The following is an 18787-nucleotide window of genomic DNA, read 5'->3' on the forward strand; positions in this document are numbered from 1 at the left end:
GGATGTCGACTGATATTCCGCTATCGCCAGCAGGCTGGCTCCCACAGATTCTGAACCGTGTCTGGATTTCACTGAGCAGGATTTCATGACTCCCTTGCCCGCACCTTTGCGCTGGCTGTATTCCCTGGAATGGCGTCGGGGTTTCTTTGACTGGGCACGCAGCGACGGCGTGACCTGGGTCTACATCTTCAAGGTGCTGATCGCGGCGTTCCTGACCTTGTGGCTGGCCATGCGCCTGGAGTTGCCGCAACCGCGTACGGCGATGATTACCGTGTTCATTGTCATGCAGCCGCAGAGCGGTCATGTGTTCGCCAAGAGCTTTTATCGTTTCCTCGGGACATTGACCGGCTCGGCGGTGATGGTGGCGTTGATTGCCTTGTTTGCGCAAAACACTGAACTGTTTCTGGGCGCGCTGGCGATCTGGGTCGGTGTCTGTACAGCGGGTGCGGCGCGCTGCCGCAACTTCCGCGCCTATGGTTTTGTGCTGGCCGGCTACACCGCGGCGATGGTCGGTTTGCCTGCACTGGCGCACCCGGACGGGGCGTTCATGATGGCGGTCTGGCGGGTGCTGGAAATTTCCCTGGGGATTCTCTGCTCGACCCTGGTCAGCGCCGCGATTCTGCCGCAATCCGCCAGTGCCGCGATGCGCAACGCTTTGTATCAGCGCTTCGGCGTGTTCGCGCTGTTTGTCACCGATGGTTTGCGCGGGCGCAGTCAGCGCGAGGCCTTCGAGGCCGGCAACGTGCGCTTCATTTCCGAGGCGGTCGGCCTGGAAGGGTTGCGCAGCGTCACCGTGTTCGAAGACCCGCACATGCGTCGGCGCAACGGTCGGCTCAGCCGCTTGAACAGTGAGTTCATGGGCGTCACCACGCGGTTCAACGCCTTGCACCAATTGCTGGAACGCCTGCGCAGCAGCGGTAGCGATCATGCGGTGGCGGCGATCAAACCGGGTTTGCAGGATCTCGCCGAATTGCTCGACGGCTTCAGTGGCCGGGCGCTGACCAGTGCCGATGCGGCGCGTCTGGTCATGGTTCTGACGGCTTACAAGGAAGGCTTGCCAGCGCGGGTGCGCAGCCTGCGGGCGATTTTCCAGCAGAGCAATCCGAGCGACGCCGAGCAACTGGATTTCCACACCGCGTACGAACTGCTCTATCGCTTCGTCGACGACCTGCACAGTTATGCCCAGACCCACGCGTCCCTGGCCGATCACAGTCACGAACGGGAGCGTTGGGACGAGCCGTTCACTCCGCAAACCAATTGGCTGGTGTCGGCGGCCTCGGGGATTCGCGCGGCATTCATTCTGGTGGTGCTGGGCAGCTACTGGGTAGCCACGGCCTGGCCGAGCGGGGCGACCATGACCCTGATCGCTGCCGCCACCGTCGGTTTGTCCGCCGCCACGCCGAACCCGAAACGCATGTCCTTCCAGATGGCCTGCGGCACATTTCTTGGGGCATTGATCGGCTTCGTCGAGATGTTTTTCATCTTCCCGTGGATCGATGGTTTTCCATTGCTGTGCGTGATGCTCGCGCCGGTGATCGTGCTCGGATCATTCCTGGCGTCGCGGCCGCAGTACGCCGGGGTCGGGCTGGGGCTTTTGATTTTCTTCAGCACCGGTTCAGTGCCGGACAACCTGACGGTCTACAACCCGTACACCTTCATCAACGACTACATCGCCATGGTGCTTGGCATGCTGGTGTGCGCGGCAGCGGGGGCGATCATTCTGCCGCCGAACAGCCGCTGGTTGTGGCACCGTTTGGAGCAGGATCTGCGTGGTCAGGTGGTGTACGCCATCAGCGGCAAACTCAAAGGCCTGGCGTCGAGTTTCGAAAGTCGCACTCGCGACCTGGTGCATCAGGCTTATGGCTTCGCGGCGGGGCAGCCGTTGGTCCAGCGCAACTTGCTGCGCTGGATGTTCGTGGTGCTGGAAGTCGGCCACGCGATCATCGAGTTGCGCAAGGAGCAGGCGACGCTGCCGGTGCATCCGGCGTACGCCGAATCCCAGCCGTGGCGTCAGTCCATCCGCGTGATGGGGCGTTCGCTGGTGCGGCTGTTTCTGCGGCCGGGCCAAAGCAATCTGGAACGCGCGTTGATCGCCGTCGACCATGCCATCAGCCGCGTGCAAGCCACCGACGAACCCTTCGCCCCGCACTTCGATACCTCGGCATTGCGTCGGGTGAAGAGCTATCTGCACTTCATCCGCACCTCGCTGCTCAACCCGCAATCGCCGCTCGCGGGCTACACACATGCCATTGCCATTGCCACTGCCACGCCGCAAGGACTTGAACATGCCTCGTGAAATCGCCTTCCACGGCGTGTACATGCCGACCATGACCTTGATGTTTCTGATTGCGGCGGTGCTGGCCTGGGCATTCGACCGATTCCTGTCCGGCTTCGATCTGTACCGCTTCTTCTGGCACCCGGCGCTGCTGCGCCTGAGTTTGTTTACCTGTCTGTTCGGCGTTCTCGCGCTGACTGTTTACCGTTGAGATCGTCCTGATGAAAAAGCTGTTCAGCCTGATCGCCACCTTGCTGGTACTGGCCCTCGCGATAGGGATTGGCCGGACCCTGTGGGTGCATTACATGGAAACCCCGTGGACCCGTGACGGCCGCGTGCGCGCCGACATCATCAACGTCGCCGCCGACGTAACCGGCGAAGTGGTGGATGTGCCGGTGCGCGATAACCAGCTGGTGAAGAAGGGCGACCTGTTGATGCAAATCGATCCCGAGCACTACCGCCTCGCGGTCAAGCAGGCGCAGTCGATGGTGGCTTCGCGCAAGGCGACGTGGGAGATGCGCAAGGTCAACGCCCACCGCCGTGCCGACATGGACGCGATGGTGATCTCCAAGGAAAACCGCGACGACGCCAGCAACATCGCCGACTCGGCCCTGGCCGATTACCAGCACGCCCAGGCACAACTCGAATCGGCCGAACTCAACCTCAAACGTACCGAAGTGCGCGCGGCGGTGGACGGCTACGTGACCAACCTCAACGTCCATCGCGGCGACTACGCGCGCATCGGCGAAGCGAAAATGGCCGTGGTCGATATGAACTCGTTCTGGGTTTATGGCTTCTTCGAAGAAACCAAACTGCCCCACGTGCGGGTCGGCGATAAAGCTGACATGCAGTTGATGAGCGGCGAAGTGCTGAAGGGGCATGTGGAGAGTATCTCTCGCGGCATCTACGACCGTGATAACCCGGAAAGCCGTGAGCTGATTGCGGATGTGAATCCGACGTTCAACTGGGTGCGTCTGGCGCAGCGGGTGCCGGTGCGGATTCACATTGATGAAGTGCCGGAAGGGGTACTGCTGGCGGCGGGGATTACGTGTACGGTTGTGGTTAAGCAGTAAATCAAGATCAAAAGATCGCAGCCTGCGGCAGCTCCTGCACGGGCCATGTAGGAGCTGCCGCAGGCTGCGATTTCTAGGCGTTTATTCAGCTGCAAAACGTCTCATGCAGATGCCGCCAGATCACTCGGCTATCGGCCCGTTTCTCAAACACCACGGTCGAGCGCCGATCTGTTCGCAACCCCGTCGCATCGGTCTGCTGCTCGCGATAACTCACGGTCGCGCCGCCGTCGTACAACGCGATGCCCCGCAACTCGCTGAGCTCGATCCTGAACCCCAGCTTTTTGCCGCCCGCTTGCAGGAACAGCTCATTCAGTTCGTCGAAATCGAGTACCCGGCCCATCGGCGAGACCATGGAAAACTGCGGCGAAAAACGCGCCAGCAATTGTTCCAGTTCGGACTCGTCTCTCTCCTCGGCGAGCCATTTTTCGATGGCCACATGGGCCTGGATGACTTCGTCAAAATATTGGGTGTAGTCGGTCATTTTGATTCCTGAAATTCTGTGGAGTCTGTTTTGACGACTTCGCGGGCAAGCCTCGCTCCTACAGGTACGCGCAGATTTTGAATTGCGCAAAACCTGTAGGAGCGAGGCTTGCCCGCGAAGAACGATAACTCGGTCTTAAAGCTGCCCACGCAATCCAAACCGCTTCATCAACCCCGATTCCAGCAACCCTTTGGGCAACAAGCCTGCGAGTAAAGGCAGCGCCCGGCTGCCATTCCCCAGACGCACCAATCTCGGCGGCTTGCTTTGCTGCACAGCCTTGAGCAACCCGGCAGCAAATTCGCTGGCTGGCGTCGGGTTGTCCTGGGATGCCTTGGCCCGCGCACGAATGCCTTCACGCAGCGGAAACCACGGCGATTGCTCGTTGATCAATTGCTCCGCCTCATGCCCGGCATTCCTGGCGAAGCTGGACGCAATGGCTCCCGGCTGAACTTCCATGACCCGCACACCAAACGGCGCCAATTCCATGCGCAAGGCATCGCTCAAGGCATGCACGGCGGCTTTCGAGGCGCAGTAGGCACCGGCGAATGGCGTGACCAAAACACCGGAGACGCTGCCGATATTGACCACGATCCCTTTGGCTCGGCGCAGCACCGGAAACAGTGCGCGGGTCACGCCGACAACGGCGAACACATTGGTTTCGAACTGGCGCTGCATCGCCGGCACGCCGCCATCGAGCAACGGCCCCATGGCGCCATACCCTGCGTTGTTGATCAGCACATCGAGGCCGCCGGTTTGTTGGTTGATTCGCTCGCTCAAGGCTTCAAGCGCAGCAGCGTCGTTGACATCCAGCTGCACGGCGGCAAACCCCGCGGCAGTGAGTGCCGCGACATCTTCGGCCTTGCGGGCACTGGCCCAGACTTCATAGCCGGCGACCTTGAACACATCAGCCAGGGCGCGGCCAATGCCGCTGGAACAACCGGTAATCAACGCAACGGGCATGGCGCATTCCTTGTGCAACAAATGGGGGAGGGGATCAGTCGGAAAAGCTGCCCTGCAAGCGCTCGGCGCGAAACTCCAGGGTTTCCGGCCGGTATCCGGGACGCAGGGGTGGCATGGGCAAACAGTCTTCCCAGTTGCCACCCGCCTGCAATTCACCGGGGCCACGATAACGCGGGGCGGTGTATTGATTGTCGGCGAGGTTGACCGTGTCACCCGGCGCGTAAGCCGCGACGCGCCAACGCAATTCGGTCAGGGGCACGTCGTTGCCGTTGTTCAGGGTCAATTGCAGCGGCCGATCAGCCGGGCAGTGTTGCGGTGCATAGATGATGCGCAATTCCAGGCGTTGCAGCTGCTTGAGTTCGCGATGGTCCATCCAGATCACCCAGGTCGCGACGATGCCCAGCCCCACGGCGGCTGCCAGGGAGACCGGCAAGGCCTTGGCCGGATAACGCAGCAACAGGATCAGCCAGGTGATGACCAGCAGGATGCCGATGAACATGAAGCGCAACCTCGGGGGTAGAGACGGTCATCCTACCTAAGCTCAGGTGGAATTGGCGATGGGCGAGGGCTGGTCCAGGTGATAACGACCGTTGGTCTGCCCTGTAATTTCTGACAGTAGTCAGGCGTACGCCGGGCTGGGTTAGATGGGGGGCACTGTTCGAGGATGGTCTGCCTGTGCCCACAACGTTGTCTGTCCACCGCCATACACCGAACCTGACGGCGATTGATCCTCGGGGGCTGGCGGTGCGAGCCGTGGGCTACTGGCGTAATGACGACGTGTCCCCTCAGGTGCGGGTTAATCGCTCGATGCACGATTGGGCGGGGCGTGTGATTGCGCAGTGGGATCCGCGATTGTTTCTGGACGCGTCGGCACCGGCCAATCTGCTCAGCATTCATTCTCTGTCCGGAAATATTTTGACTACGAACAGTGTCGACGCCGGGCTGCGTATCGGTCTATTCGGCGAGATCGGTCAACCGGTTTGTAGCTGGGATGGCCGGGGTTCTCAGCGCTGGATGCACTACGACGCGCAGTTGCGACTGACTGCGCTGTTCGAGCAGGCGGCGGGTGACGAGGCGGTTTGTGTGGAGCGATTGGGTTATGGCGAGAGTGATCAATCTTTCGCCGGGTACAACCAATGCGGGCAATTGATTCGTCACGATGATCCGGCGGGTGTTCAGTTGATCGCGGAATTTGGATTGCTCGGTGGAGCGCTGGAGCAGATTCGGCATTTTCTGAACGACCTGGCGACGCCCGACTGGCCCGAGTCGATTGCAGATCGTCAGCGATTGCTGGAACCGGGCGAGGGTGCCACCAGCCGTTCGCATTTCAATGCGCTGGGCGAGGTGATCGACCAGACCGATGCCAAAGGCAACCGACAGTTTTTCAGCCAGACCATCGACGGCCAATTGCGCGAAGTTCGTTTGCAGCTGGCGAACGACAATACGCCGACAACCCTGGTCAGTGCCATCCACTACAACGCCCACGGCCAGACCGAACGGGAAGTCGCGGGCAATGGTGTGATTACCCTATTGGAATATGGTTTGGAGGATGGTCGCCTGATCCGCCTTCAGGCCAAACGTGATAACGAAGCCCTGCAAGATCTGCGGTACGAATACGACCCTGTGGGCAATGTGCTTAGCATCGAAGACGCCGCCCTGCCCATTCGTTACTTCGCCAACCAGCGTATCGAACCGGTCAGCCACTATCGCTACGACAGCCTTTATCAACTGATCGAAGCCACGGGTTGGGAGGCGGGAGGTGCCAACAAAGGCCCGCAGTTTTCGACCTTCGACGACCCCGCGCCCTGCGCTAATTACCGCCAGCATTATCACTACGACGCGGGCGGCAATTTGTTGGAGCTGATCCACGAAGGTCCGCAAAGCCATGGTCATCGGCTGCTCGCGGCGCGGCACAGCAACCGTTGTTTGCCGGTGCTGGACGGGGTGGAACCGGGTGAGCAGGATTTCATTAATGGTTTCGACGCCAACGGTAATCTGCTCAATCTGCAACCGGGGCAAACGTTGCGTTGGGACGTGCGCAATCAGTTATCCGAGGTTCGCCCCGTGGAGCGCGCCAGCGAACGCTACATCTACGGCGCCAGCGGCATGCGCTTGCGCAAAGTCCGCTTGGCGCAAACCAATGCACGGTCGCTGGTTTCCGAAGTCCGTTATCTACCGAATCTGGAACTGCGCAGCCACAGCGGCACGGGTGAAGTGCTGCAGGTGATCAGCGTCCAGGCCGGGCGCAGCAGCGTGCGGGTGTTGCATTGGGAGTCGGTGCCACCCAGTGCGAATGACCAATATCGTTACAGCCTGAATGACCATCTGGGCTCCTGCGCCCTTGAACTCGACAATAAGGGTGAAGTAATCAGCCAGGAGCGGTATCACCCGTTTGGCACCACGGCGTGGTTCGCAGGACGAGGGGAAGTTGAAGCGAGTTACAAAACCGTGCGCTATTCAGGGAAAGAGCGAGATGCAACGGGGCTTTATTATTTTGGGTTCAGATATTACCTGCCTTGGTTGCAGCGGTGGTTGAATCAGGATCCTGCGGGGTACATGGATGGGACCAATCTGTTCGCTTTCGTCAGTGGTAACCCACTTAGATATAAGGATATACAGGGAGAGCACGGAGTTGACATAAACGCACTCACCCCAGAACAGGCGCAGGCTGCTGCAATAGATGAACCACAGTTAGCATTTTCCGTGGAACTCTATACATCCGGGTTGCTGGAAACTTCACCTCCTGAGGAAGTTAAAGAGGTAGGCGAAGAGCTATTAACTTCTATTCAACAAGCAAAAACAGCAAATATTTTGACAAAAATATTCTTGATGCACGGTGCGTCAAATCAAATGATTGATTTATGGAAGTCTCCTTTGGATCCGCGATCAATGAAGCGTAAGGTGGTCTTTAGTCGTATGCAAGGTGAGGATAAGCATTTAAGCAGTGTACTAAAGTCTAGCGTCGGAAACTGCGGAGAGCATGCAATGGTTAACTTTCATCTATTGGCAAGTACAAAAACCCGGCAGCCAGTTTTTTGGGTCGCCGCAGAGGGTTTTGATCACGCCTTTGTCACCATTGGCGATCCGCGTGAGTTGCCGTTGAAAGAAATTGTTATTGCAGATGGATGGGTAACATTTCCCCGGGCCCATACAGCAGAATTTGGGTGTTTTGGCATTGGCGATATTAAAAAATCTGCTTCAGCGGATGCTGATCCAAAGTATCAACTGGATGATGAAATGTTATTGAAAAACAGTCAGGTCTTAATTCCAGACATGCCACCCTCGGGGCGTGGAGAATCAATCAGAGCGCAGAAAGGAAACTACGAACATCTATTTTCTATGGGCGATGAATACTTAGCACTGGATTATTCGTCGCAGGGACGACGCGCGGGGGCAGATAAGCTTCCTGAAAGTTTCGTTCGTTCACAAGTCTGGCATTCGTGGAATTGGCGTTTCAAATCGTAAAATAAGTCCCATAGGCGAGTGGCCGATATTTCGAATTCTAATCGCTACTGTGAATTCTGACAGCGGCGAAAACATAAACCTCCAGCATTAGCGTGACGTAACTCGACAGGACGATCGGCCATGCAGCTTCGAGTATCGGCAAGTAGCCTCCACACTCCAACGCTGGTCGTCACTGATCCGCGGGGTTTTGGTGTGCGTTCGTTGGATTATTGTAGGGTCAAACCTGACGAGATCCCTGAGGTTCGGGTCAGTCGCACAGTACATGATCGATTGGGACGGGCGATTGCGAAGTGGGACCCTCGGCTGTTTTTGGATACATCGGCTCTAGCCAATCTCTCTACAATTTACGGCTTGTCCGGTACGGTGTTGTGTGCGAGCAGCGTCGATGCCGGGTGGCGAATTGGGCTGTTTGGCGAAGTGGGTCAACCGATACAAAACTGGGATAGTCGAGGTTCTCGGCAGTGGGTGAAGTACGACGAGCAACTGCGAATTTCCGCGCTGTTCGAGGCGTCCGAGAATGGCGAAGGGATTGGTGTGGAACGATTGAGTTATGGCGCAAGCGATCAATCTTTCGCCAAGCACAACCAATGCGGGCAATTGATTCGTCACGATGATTCGGCCGGCACGCAGTTGTTCACGGAGTTTGGTTTGAACGGTACGGCGCTGGCGCAAAAACGGAATTTTCTGCAGGAACTGGCGATGCCCGACTGGCCCGAGTCGATAGCGGATCGCGAGCAAATGCTGGAGCCAGGTGAGGGCGCCATTACCCTCTCGCGCTTCAACGCACTGGGCGAGGTGATCGAACAGACCGATGCCAAAGGTAGCCGACAGTTTTTCAGTCAGACCATCGACGGCCAGTTACGCGAGGTTCGCCTGCAATTGGCGCACGACAGCGCTCCGACAACTCTGGTCAGCGCCATCGACTACAACGCTCATGGCCAAACCGAACGGGAAGTCGCCGGCAATGGTGTGATCACCGCACTGAAATACGACGCGGCGAACGGTCGCTCGACCCGGCTTCAGTCCCATCGCGGCAATGAAACCCTGCAAAACCTGCATTACGAATACGACCCCGTGGGCAATGTGCTCAGCATCGAAGACGCCGCCCTGCCGGTCCGTTATTTTGCCAATCAGCGTATCGAGCCGGTCAGCCACTATCGCTACGACAGCCTTTATCAACTGATCGAAGCCACGGGTTGGGAAGCCGGAAGCGCCAACAAAGGCCCGCAGTTTTCGACCTTCGACGACCCCGCGCCCTGCGCTAATTACCGCCAGCATTATCACTACGACGCGGGCGGCAATTTGTTGGAGCTGATCCACGAAGGTCCGCAAAGTCATGGCCATCGACTGGTCGCGGCAGCACATAGCAACCGCTGCCTGCCAGTGCTTGATGGTGTGGAGCCGGGTGATGAGGACTTCCGCAAAAGCTTCGACGGCAACGGCAATCTGCTCAATCTGCAACCAGGGCAAACGTTGCGCTGGGACCTGCGCAATCAGTTATCCGAAGTTCGACCCGTGGAGCACGACAGCGAACGCTATATCTACGGCGCCGATGGCATGCGCGTGCGCAAAGTGCGTTCGATGCACACCAATGCGCGGATGCTGATCTCCGAAGTCCGCTATCTGCCGAACCTGGAGATCCGCAGCCACAGCGGCACGGGTGAAGTGTTGCAGGTGATCAACGTTCAGGCCGGGCGCAGCAGTGTGCGGGTGTTGCATTGGGAGTCGACGCCGCCCAATGCGAATGACCAGTACCGTTACAGCCTGAATGATCATCTGGGTTCTTGCGCTCTGGAACTCGACGATGTGGGCGAGGTAATCAGCCAGGAGCGCTATCACCCGTTTGGCACAACCGCATGGTTTGCCGGCAGAGGGGAAGTTGAGGCAAGTTATAAAACTGTGCGCTATTCGGGCAAAGAGCGCGATGCAACGGGGCTTTATTATTATGGGTTCAGGTATTACGTGGGGTGGTGGCAGCGGTGGTTGAATCCGGATCCGGCAGGGAGCGTGGATGGGTTGAATCTCTATGTGATGACTCTGAATAATCCCGTCAGTTTTATTGATAGAGCTGGCACCAATAGCGAAGTACCTCAACAGCTCAATTGGATATGGTTGGGAGCACCTTTGCCCGTAGAGGCGGCGATTAACATCAATAATTTTGCGAATACCGTCCCGGAATACAGCGCCACGCTGTGGGTCGATAATCAGGCTTGGTCCAGTGGGCACGGGGCTGCACTTGAAAATCTCAGCAAACGGATTCGCATTGCGAACGTTTCGGATGTTTTTCAGGAACTGAATCCAAAAGTGCATGCGGCTTTTGAGCGGGAACGCTCAGGGCCAATGAAAAATTATCCGGCGGCCAGCGATATCGCACGACTTGCAGTGATTTCAAAAGGAGGAGTTTACTTTGACGTAGACGTATCGTTAGCGCGGAGTTTTCCTGCGTCGTTAAACGCGCCAGCGGGAATGCGTTTATATGTGGATGGAAATGATAATTTTGGCAACGCAATTTTAGCGGCCGGGAAGAGTTCTCCGGTCGTTACCAGAGCTTTGACCAAGATTGCCAATGAATACTCGAATCCAGCTTCAATCACATGGATGGAAAAACGAGCTTATCCAGGGAGCGCTGAAAGGGCCGCTCAGAATAAAGCCAAAGCTGCCTATTTGGAGGGTATGAGAAGCGAGATGTTGGCAATGGTCCCCGCTATCAACAACAGTTCACCTACTGAGCGTTCTTCCCTGCTTACACTGCTCAATCAAAGACGTACCGATTACGAAGATGCAAAAGGTGCAGCCCCGGAGGTTTTTTCCCGTTCCTCTCGTGTTGACGAAACGGTAATGATTACCGGACCGGGGTTGGTGTACTACGCCATGGATAATGCGGATCCCGATACCTTTGAGTCCGGGCAATTTGAGCCGGTCGACGGCAGTGGTGAATCCATTTTCCGCCGACCGCCAGTATTGCGAAGGGCATCATTTAGTTAACGTTTATAAAGAGCTCCACCCAACCCACTGCGGATAGGGGCGCAGCGGACTGGATGGGGCTTTTTTGTTCTACGAATGGCCTACTGTCCAATAGTCCTCACCGAATCCATGCGCTCAATCTGCGTCTAACGAACATAGTTATCGTCATACCGCTTGATATTGCCTTCTCCTAAATACCCTCCCGATTGCACTTGAAATTTCATCGCAAGTCACTTCAGCCGCATCGCTCTACGATTCAGTGGTCGGCGCTCTGGTGGCATCAGCCTATCTACGTCTCCATTGGTCTGGACTGTAATTTCTGACAGTAGCCATGTGTCAGTTTTCGGTATTAGCTCTCCTAAACCCGACAGACTCCGTGCTATGTATTTTCAACGACGAACCATTCATAGCCACACCCCAAGGCTGACAGTCATTGATCCGCGCAGTTTGGCTGTGCGTTCGGTGACTTATTGCCGAGACGCAGAAAGTGAATCGGTCAACGCGCGGGTTAACCGTGCGGTCCACGACCCCGTGGGGCGTGCGATTGCGCAGTGGGATCCACGGTTGTTTCTGGATGCGCCGGCCTCGGCCAATCTGCTCAGCATTTATTCGCTGTCCGGAAATATTTTGACTACGAACAGCGTCGACGCCGGGCTGCGTATCGGTCTATTCGGCGAGGCCGGTCAACCGATTTGTAGCTGGGATGGCCGGGGTTCTCAGCGCTGGATGCACTACGACGCGCAGTTGCGACTGACGGTAATGTTCGAGCAGGCGGCGGGTGACGAGGCGGTTTGTGTGGAGCGATTGGGTTATGGCTCCAGTGATCAATCTTTCGCCGGGCACAACCAATGCGGGCAATTGATTCGTCACGATGATCCGGCAGGTGCTCAGTTTTTCACGGAGTTTGGATTGAATGGTGGAGCGCTGCAGCAGACTCGGCATTTTCTGAACGACCTGGCGACGCCCGACTGGCCCGAGTCGATTGCAGATCGTCAGCGATTGCTGGAACCGGGCGAAGGTGCCACCAGCCGTTCGCATTTCAATGCACTGGGCGAGGTGATCGAMCAGACCGAYGCCAAAGGCCACCGACAGTTTTTCAGCCAGACCATCGACGGCCAATTGCGCGAAGTTCGTTTGCARCTGGCGAACGACAATACGCCGACAACCCTGGTCAGTGCCATCCACTACAACGCCCACGGCCAGACCGAACGGGAAGTCGCSGGCAATGGCGTGATCACCMYAYTKGAATACGGTCTGGAGGATGGTCGMCTGAYCCGRCTTCAGGCCAAACGTGATAACGAAGSCCTGCAAGATCTGCGGTACGAATACGACCCTGTGGGCAAYGTGCTYAGCATYGAAGACGCYGCCCWGCCCATTCGKTACTTCGCCAACCAGCGTATMGAACCGGTCAGCCACTATCGCTACGACAGCCTTTATCAGCTGATCGAAGCCACGGGTTGGGAGGCGGGAGGTGCCAACAAAGGTCCGACATTTTCCTCCTTCGATGATCCTGCGCCCCGGGCCAATTACCGTCAGCGCTACCACTACGATGCGGGCGGGAATTTACTGGAGCTGATCCACGAAGGTCCGCAAAGCCATGGTCATCGACTGGTCGCGGCGCAGCACAGCAACCGTTGTTTGCCAGTGCTGGATGGGGTGGAGCCGGGTAATGAGGACTTSCGCAAAAGCTTCGATGCCAACGGTAATCTGCTCAATCTGCAACCTGGGCAAACGTTGCGTTGGGACCTGCGCAATCAGTTATCCGAGGTTCGCCCCGTGGAGCGCGCCAGCGAACGCTACATCTACGGCGCCAGCGGCATGCGCTTGCGCAAAGTCCGCTTGGCGCAAACCAATGCGCGGATGCTGATTTCCGAAGTCCGTTATCTACCGAATCTGGAACTCCGCAGCCACAGCGGCACGGGCGAAGTGCTGCAGGTGATCAGCGTCCGCGCCGGGCGCAGCAGCGTGCGGGTGTTGCATTGGGAGTCCGCGCCACCGAAAGACAGTGCCAATGATCAGTACCGTTACAGCCTGAATGATCATCTGGGTTCCTGCGCTCTGGAACTCGACGATGTGGGCGAGGTGATCAGCCGGGAGCGGTATCACCCGTTTGGCACCACGGCCTGGTTCGCAGGACGAGGGGAAGTTGAAGCGAGTTATAAAACCGTGCGCTATTCGGGCAAAGAGCGCGATGCAACGGGGCTTTATTATTACGGGTTCAGGTATTACGTGGCGTGGTGGCAGCGGTGGTTGAATCCGGATCCGGCAGGAAATGTGGATGGTCTGAACCTCTTTTGCATGGTTCGAAACAATCCGACCAGTCTTAAGGACGCTGACGGAAGACAAAGTGATTTCAAGAGGTTTTTCAAGCCTGAACAAGGTGATCTGATTTTTGGACTGGCAAAGGTTTTGGACAGGGGATATTTGAGTTTGTGGGCAGCGATGACCAGTCGCGGTGATTACTTGGCGAAGTATCTCAATGGCGATGACATTGCGCGCCTAGAAGAAAATTTGAACTCTAAACGTCATAGCTATAGTTCGATTCGGGACTCAAGCAGAATGATGGCCATCTATTCTCAAGGTCGGAGCGCAAGCAATAGCAATGATCGATTTTGGGAGGGGCAATATACGCCGATCGCCAAACTTGTTTTTAGAATGGAAGAAAAATACTACGAAAATATAAGGGTTCGTTATGGGGGGCGAACGGCGAGTAGCGCTAATAGGCAATTTGCAGAAAGCTATACGACTGAACTTGCCAGTGGTCATTATTCGGTACGTAAGACTTTTGAAAAGTATGTTGATGCTGATGATAAATTTGGCCAGAAACTTATAAGTCGAGCGAGTAAAGCGGGTTTGTCAACGATACTGAACTCAGGGCACATGGATGTTATTCATTTCACGATTGATGATTTGGATATGGAGCAGGTGGTGCTGAAAACCCGACCCTCCGCAACCTCGTCAGAGCTGCGTTATCTTTTTCGAAATCGCGAGAAATTGGTGGATAAGGTGTTGTTTTATAAGGAAGGCAGGCTTGTTGATGCGCCTTGGCGCACGGACCGTGCGAGATGGAGCAAGTACAAGCCAAAAGGCAGTGCTGCGATATCAAACTGATAGTTGCAGCTAAGTAGGAAGCAACAAAAAATCCCCCACCCAACCCACTGCGGATAGGGAACGCAGCGGACTGAATGGGGGCTTTTTTCTACCAATCGCTTACTGCGCGATTGTCTTCACCGAAACCCCACGCTCAATCGGCGTAGACCGGCCATAGATATCGTCATACCGATCGATATCGTCTTCACCTAAATACCCTCCCGATTGCACTTGAAATTTCATCGCCAGCCGTGTCGCTCTACGATTCAGTGGTCGGCGCTCTGGCATCAGCCTATTCACGTCTCCATGGATCGGGACTGTAATTTCTGACAGTAGCCAGGCATCAGTTTTCGGTATTAGCTCTCCTAAACCCGACAGACTCCGTGCAATGTATTTTCAACCACGAACCATTCATAGCCACACCCCAAGGCTGACAGTCATTGATCCGCGCAGTTTGGCCGTGCGTTCGGTGACTTATTGCCGAGTCGCAGAAAGTGAATCGGTCAACGCGCGGGTTAACCGTGCGGTCCACGACCCCGTGGGGCGTGCGATTGCGCAGTGGGATCCACGGTTGTTTCTGGATGCGCCGGCCTCGGCCAATCTGCTCAGCATTCATTCTCTGTCCGGAAATATTTTGACTACGAACAGCGTCGACGCCGGGCTGCGTGTCGGTCTATTCGGCGAGGCCGGTCAACCGATTTGTAGCTGGGATGGCCGGGGGGCTCAGCGCTGGATGCACTACGACGCGCAGTTGCGACTGAGGGCAATGTTCGAGCAGGCGGCGGGTGACGATGCGGTTTGTGTGGAGCGATTGGGTTATGGCGAGAGTGATCAATCTTTCGCCGGGCACAACCAATGCGGGCAATTGATTCGTCACGATGATCCAGCGGGTGCTCAGTTTTTCACGGAGTTTGGATTGAATGGTGGAGCGCTGCAGCAGTCTCGGCATTTTCTGACCGACCTGGCAGTGCCCGACTGGCCCGAGTCGATTGCAGACCGTCAGCGATTGCTGGAGCCGGGCGAGGGTGCCACCAGCCGTTCGCGTTTCAATGCGCTGGGCGAGGTGATCGAACAGACCGATGCCAAAGGCCACCGACAGTTTTTCAGCCAGACCATCGACGGCCAATTGCGCGAAGTTCGTTTGCAACTGGCGAACGACAATACGCCGACAACCCTGGTCAGTGCCATCCACTACAACGGCCACGGCCAGACCGAACGGGAAGTCGCGGGCAATGGTGTGATCACCCTATTGGAATACGGTTTGGAGGATGGTCGCCTGATCCGCCTTCAGGCCAAACGTGATAACGAAACCCTGCAAGATCTGCGTTACGAATACGACCCTGTGGGCAATGTGCTTAGCATCGAAGACGCCGCCCTGCCCATTCGTTACTTCGCCAACCAGCGTATCGAACCGATCAGCCACTATCGCTACGACAGCCTTTATCAACTGATCGAAGCCACCGGTTGGGAGGCGGGAGGTGCCAACAAAGGTCCGCAGTTTTCGACGTTCGATGACCCTGCGCCCTGCGCCAATTACCGCCAGCGCTACTACTACGATGCGGGCGGGAATTTACTGGAGCTGATCCACGAAGGTCCGCAAAGCCATGGTCATCGACTGGTCGCGGCAGCACATAGCAACCGCTGCCTGCCAGTGCTTTATGGCGTGGAACCGGGTGATGAGGACTTCCGCAAAAGCTTCGATGCCAACGGTAATCTGCTCAATCTGCAACCGGGGCAAACGTTGCGTTGGGACCTGCGCAATCAGTTATCCGAGGTTCGCCCCGTGGAGCGCGCCAGCGAACGCTACATCTACGGCGCCGACGGCATGCGCGTGCGCAAAGTCCGCTTGGCGCAAACCAATGCGCGGATGCTGATCTCCGAAGTCCGTTATCTACCGAATCTGGAACTGCGAAGCCACAGCGGTACGGGTGAAGTGCTGCAGGTGATCAGCGTCCGCGCCGGGCGCAGCAGTGTGCGGGTGTTGCATTGGGAATCGGTGCCACTCAGTGCGAATGACCAATATCGTTACAGCCTGAATGACCATCTGGGCTCCTGCGCCCTTGAACTCGACAATAAGGGTGAAGTAATCAGCCAGGARCGSTATCACCCGTTTGGCACTACGGCGTGGTTCGCAGGACGAGGGGAAGTTGAAGCGAGTTACAAAACCGTGCGYTATTCGGGSAAAGAGCGSGATGCRACGGGGCTTTATTATTATGGGKTMAGGTAYTACTTACCGTGGTTGCAGCGCTGGCTGAATACGGATCCGGCGGAGGATGTCGATGGATTAAACTTGTACTGTATGGTGAAAAACAATCCTTCAATATATGTGGATAAAAGGGGGATGGAGGCCAAGCGGGTAATGTTCGATAGTAAAGATGTCGAAGGTTTTTCCTCCATTTTTTCATCTATAAGGCAAGGGCTGGAAAAAAGGGGTTTAGACCCTGATAAGACACTGTATGTTTTAGTTGGGCGAAGCCCTTTGACGCTAGGTGCGTATATTGAGTATAGTGGATTTAAAGTTGCGAACTTGCAACTTTCTGGTCTCGCAGGTGGAGTTGAAATAAAGGAAGTCGTTGATTTGCAAGATTTAGAGAGAGATAATCGACTTGCTTTTTTGGAGAGATCGCTAGGAGTAAAGGCAGTTGGGGTCGATGCTGCCGTAGTTATTGATCAAGGTATAACTGGCTCAAGTGCCTATGCCGCATATAGATTAGTTGATCAGTATTATTCCTCGACGAAAGCTAGTGTTGTCACGAAGATGGCGATTATTTCGGATAGAATTAATGATCAGAGATTTACCGAGGGTGAACAAAAATTTCTACATCATGAAGATAATTTATTGTTTTCAACTTTGTTGGAAAAGGAGGAGAGAGGTGTTCGGCGATATATGAAATTGGGTAAATATCAGGTGGATAAAGGTTTGTCTTATGTTGGTAAATTCAACTATCTTGGGATGGATGAGGGAGAGATTCCGTGCGCTATGGATACTGGAAAAAAAATAAAGCTTGATAAGATGGTGGCTGATGCAGTAGCTAAGTATGGGATAAGTCCTGTCCCGCAGAAAGCAAAGAAGGCAAATGTGGCAGGTTTTGTTGGTGTCAGTGTTGAAAAGTACAATAGAAAAAATAATTGGAGTATCGCGTCGATATTTAAGTGGTGGTCGTAGTACAGGCTGATCGAAGACTTGTAGTTGTACCAAACGGTTGATGTGCAGCAGTCTATCTGGAACTTCATTTTTTTGGAATAAAGCGATTGTGGATGTTTTTAAATGGCTCTATATTGCCAAGTTAGAGGGTGTGCCAATGATTTCCGGTAAGGAGCCGGTTGACAAACGACTATAGCCTTTGACACCTAAACACGTTTGATAAGCGTCGAGCGCCCGTAGATATAGTCTTACCGCTCAATAACTCTCCGATTGAGCCTCAATAATCTCCTGCGGAATCTTCCCCGGATTGCGCAAACGATGCACCGAAGCAATCGGAATATAAGTCGACTGGTTCTCAGTCAGCAAAAACACGTTCTAATTACAGGTTACTTCAGTAATGCCACTGACTACGATCTAGTATTCGGCAAGGTGGTGGCACCCACTGGCCCACGCTACCAATAGTCAGGACTGTAATTTCTGACAGTAGTCACACGTGAGCTTTCGGTATTAGCTCCCGTTAAGCTATCAGAGCCAGTGCGATGCAACCTCAGCCAAGAAACATACATAGCCGTACCCCAAAGCTGATAGTTATTGATCCGCGCGGCTTAGCTGGGCGTTCGGTGGACTATTACCGAGCCGAACCTGACGAACCCGCCGAGGTTCGGGTCAACCGCACGGTGCATGATTCGGCAGGGCGCGCGATTGCGCAGTGTGACCCGCGGTTGTTTCTGGACGCATCGGCACCGGCCAATCTGCAAACGATTCATACCCTGTCCCACGCGGTGTTGAGTACGAACAGCGTCGATGTCGGATGGCGTGTTGCGTTGTTGGGTGAGGCAGGGCAACCGGTCCACCACTGGGATGACCGGGGCTCGCAGCGCTGGATGTTGTACGACACACAGATACGCCCGTTATCGGTGTTTGAGCAGGCAGTGGAGGACGAAGCGATTTGCACGGAGCGCTTGAGTTACGGCACCAGCGATCACCCTTTCACCAAGCACAACCAATGCGGGCAATTGATTCGTCACGATGATCCGGCGGGTGTTCAGTTGATCGCGGAATTTGGATTGCTCGGTGGAGCGCTGCAGCAGACTCGGCATTTTCTGAACGACCTGGCGACGCCCGATTGGCCCGAGTCGATTGCAGATCGCCAGCGATTGCTGGAGCCGGGCGAGGGTGCCACCAGCCGTTCGCATTTCAATGCACTGGGCGAGGTGATCGACCAGACCGACGCCAAAGGCCACCGACAGTTTTTCAGCCAGACCATCGACGGCCAATTGCGCGAAGTTCGTTTGCARCYKGYSWMYKAYAMWMMKCYSMSARCCCWSGWSACG

10 protein-coding genes and 2 pseudogenes are annotated in these 18787 nt (G+C 55.8%); 8 read left to right on the forward strand and 4 right to left on the reverse strand.

Translation table 11 applies throughout. The annotated features are described in order from the left end of the window. Positions 1 to 85: 85 nt before the first annotated feature. The 3 genes from KUF73_RS13630 to KUF73_RS13640 are packed head-to-tail and all read left to right on the forward strand — an operon-like array spanning position 86 to position 3348. Complete coding sequence (locus tag KUF73_RS13630; RefSeq protein ID WP_218438534.1) at positions 86 to 2296, forward strand: FUSC family protein; 2211 nt, start codon at positions 86 to 88, stop codon at positions 2294 to 2296. Next, complete coding sequence (locus tag KUF73_RS13635; RefSeq protein WP_218438535.1) at positions 2286 to 2486, forward strand: DUF1656 domain-containing protein; 201 nt, start codon at positions 2286 to 2288, stop codon at positions 2484 to 2486. Before KUF73_RS13630 ends, KUF73_RS13635 begins: the two co-directional genes overlap by 11 nt. A gap of 10 nt (positions 2487 to 2496) precedes the next feature. Beyond that, positions 2497 to 3348 (forward strand): HlyD family secretion protein, encoded by an 852-nt coding sequence (locus KUF73_RS13640; RefSeq protein ID WP_218438536.1) that lies wholly within the window; start codon positions 2497 to 2499, stop codon positions 3346 to 3348. Positions 3349 to 3433: 85 nt separating this feature from the next. On the opposite strand, the gene KUF73_RS13645 is transcribed toward KUF73_RS13640, so the two are convergent. The 3 genes from KUF73_RS13645 to KUF73_RS13655 all read right to left on the reverse strand — a co-directional run bounded on the left by KUF73_RS13645 (position 3434) and on the right by KUF73_RS13655 (position 5288). Beyond that, positions 3434 to 3829 carry a DUF4440 domain-containing protein gene (locus tag KUF73_RS13645; RefSeq protein WP_218438537.1) on the reverse strand — a complete coding sequence of 132 codons (396 nt, stop codon included), beginning with the start codon at positions 3827 to 3829 and terminating at the stop codon, positions 3434 to 3436. Positions 3830 to 3964: 135 nt separating this feature from the next. Continuing rightward, a complete protein-coding gene (locus KUF73_RS13650; RefSeq protein WP_218438538.1) occupies positions 3965 to 4789 on the reverse strand; it encodes an SDR family oxidoreductase in 825 nt (274 codons plus the stop codon). Between the two features lie 34 nt (positions 4790 to 4823). Next, complete coding sequence (locus KUF73_RS13655; RefSeq protein ID WP_218438539.1) at positions 4824 to 5288, reverse strand: multidrug transporter; 465 nt, start codon at positions 5286 to 5288, stop codon at positions 4824 to 4826. A gap of 176 nt (positions 5289 to 5464) precedes the next feature. Here KUF73_RS13655 and KUF73_RS13660 point away from each other — a divergent pair, with 176 nt between their 5' ends. From KUF73_RS13660 to KUF73_RS13675, 4 genes are all read left to right on the forward strand, one after another. Further along, the gene (locus KUF73_RS13660; RefSeq protein WP_218438540.1) at positions 5465 to 8254 is read left to right on the forward strand and encodes an RHS repeat domain-containing protein; all 2790 of its coding nucleotides are present in this window, start codon (positions 5465 to 5467) and stop codon (positions 8252 to 8254) included. 120 nt (positions 8255 to 8374) lie between these two features. Then, positions 8375 to 11239 carry an RHS repeat-associated core domain-containing protein gene (locus KUF73_RS13665; RefSeq protein WP_218438541.1) on the forward strand — a complete coding sequence of 955 codons (2865 nt, stop codon included), beginning with the start codon at positions 8375 to 8377 and terminating at the stop codon, positions 11237 to 11239. A 360-nt stretch (positions 11240 to 11599) separates the two neighbouring features. Further along, complete coding sequence (locus tag KUF73_RS13670; RefSeq protein ID WP_218438542.1) at positions 11600 to 14329, forward strand: RHS repeat-associated core domain-containing protein; 2730 nt, start codon at positions 11600 to 11602, stop codon at positions 14327 to 14329. A gap of 367 nt (positions 14330 to 14696) precedes the next feature. Next, positions 14697 to 17474, forward strand: coding sequence for an RHS repeat domain-containing protein (locus KUF73_RS13675; RefSeq protein WP_218438543.1), 2778 nt, complete (start codon positions 14697 to 14699; stop codon positions 17472 to 17474). Between the two features lie 237 nt (positions 17475 to 17711). Here the strand turns inward: KUF73_RS13675 and KUF73_RS13680 are convergent. Continuing rightward, positions 17712 to 17888 (reverse strand): annotated as a pseudogene (locus KUF73_RS13680) (cupin domain-containing protein); the annotation flags it as partial. A gap of 185 nt (positions 17889 to 18073) precedes the next feature. On the opposite strand from KUF73_RS13680, the pseudogene KUF73_RS13685 reads away from it, so the two are divergent. Beyond that, positions 18074 to 18787 (forward strand): annotated as a pseudogene (locus KUF73_RS13685) (hypothetical protein); the annotation flags it as partial.

The organism is Pseudomonas sp. PD9R, from assembly GCF_019200975.1.
In the GTDB taxonomy this organism is placed as follows: Bacteria; Pseudomonadota; Gammaproteobacteria; order Pseudomonadales; family Pseudomonadaceae; genus Aquipseudomonas.

Excerpts from the sequence above, each read along its gene's own strand:
- KUF73_RS13630 (WP_218438534.1), top strand. The coding sequence starts at position 86 with ATGACTCCCTTGCCCGCACCTTTGCGCTGGCTGTATTCCCTGGAATGG.
- KUF73_RS13635 (WP_218438535.1), top strand. The coding sequence starts at position 2,286 with ATGCCTCGTGAAATCGCCTTCCACGGCGTGTACATGCCGACCATGACC.
- KUF73_RS13640 (WP_218438536.1), top strand. The coding sequence starts at position 2,497 with ATGAAAAAGCTGTTCAGCCTGATCGCCACCTTGCTGGTACTGGCCCTC.
- KUF73_RS13645 (WP_218438537.1), bottom strand. The coding sequence starts at position 3,829 with ATGACCGACTACACCCAATATTTTGACGAAGTCATCCAGGCCCATGTG.
- KUF73_RS13650 (WP_218438538.1), bottom strand. The coding sequence starts at position 4,789 with ATGCCCGTTGCGTTGATTACCGGTTGTTCCAGCGGCATTGGCCGCGCC.
- KUF73_RS13655 (WP_218438539.1), bottom strand. The coding sequence starts at position 5,288 with ATGTTCATCGGCATCCTGCTGGTCATCACCTGGCTGATCCTGTTGCTG.
- KUF73_RS13665 (WP_218438541.1), top strand. The coding sequence starts at position 8,375 with ATGCAGCTTCGAGTATCGGCAAGTAGCCTCCACACTCCAACGCTGGTC.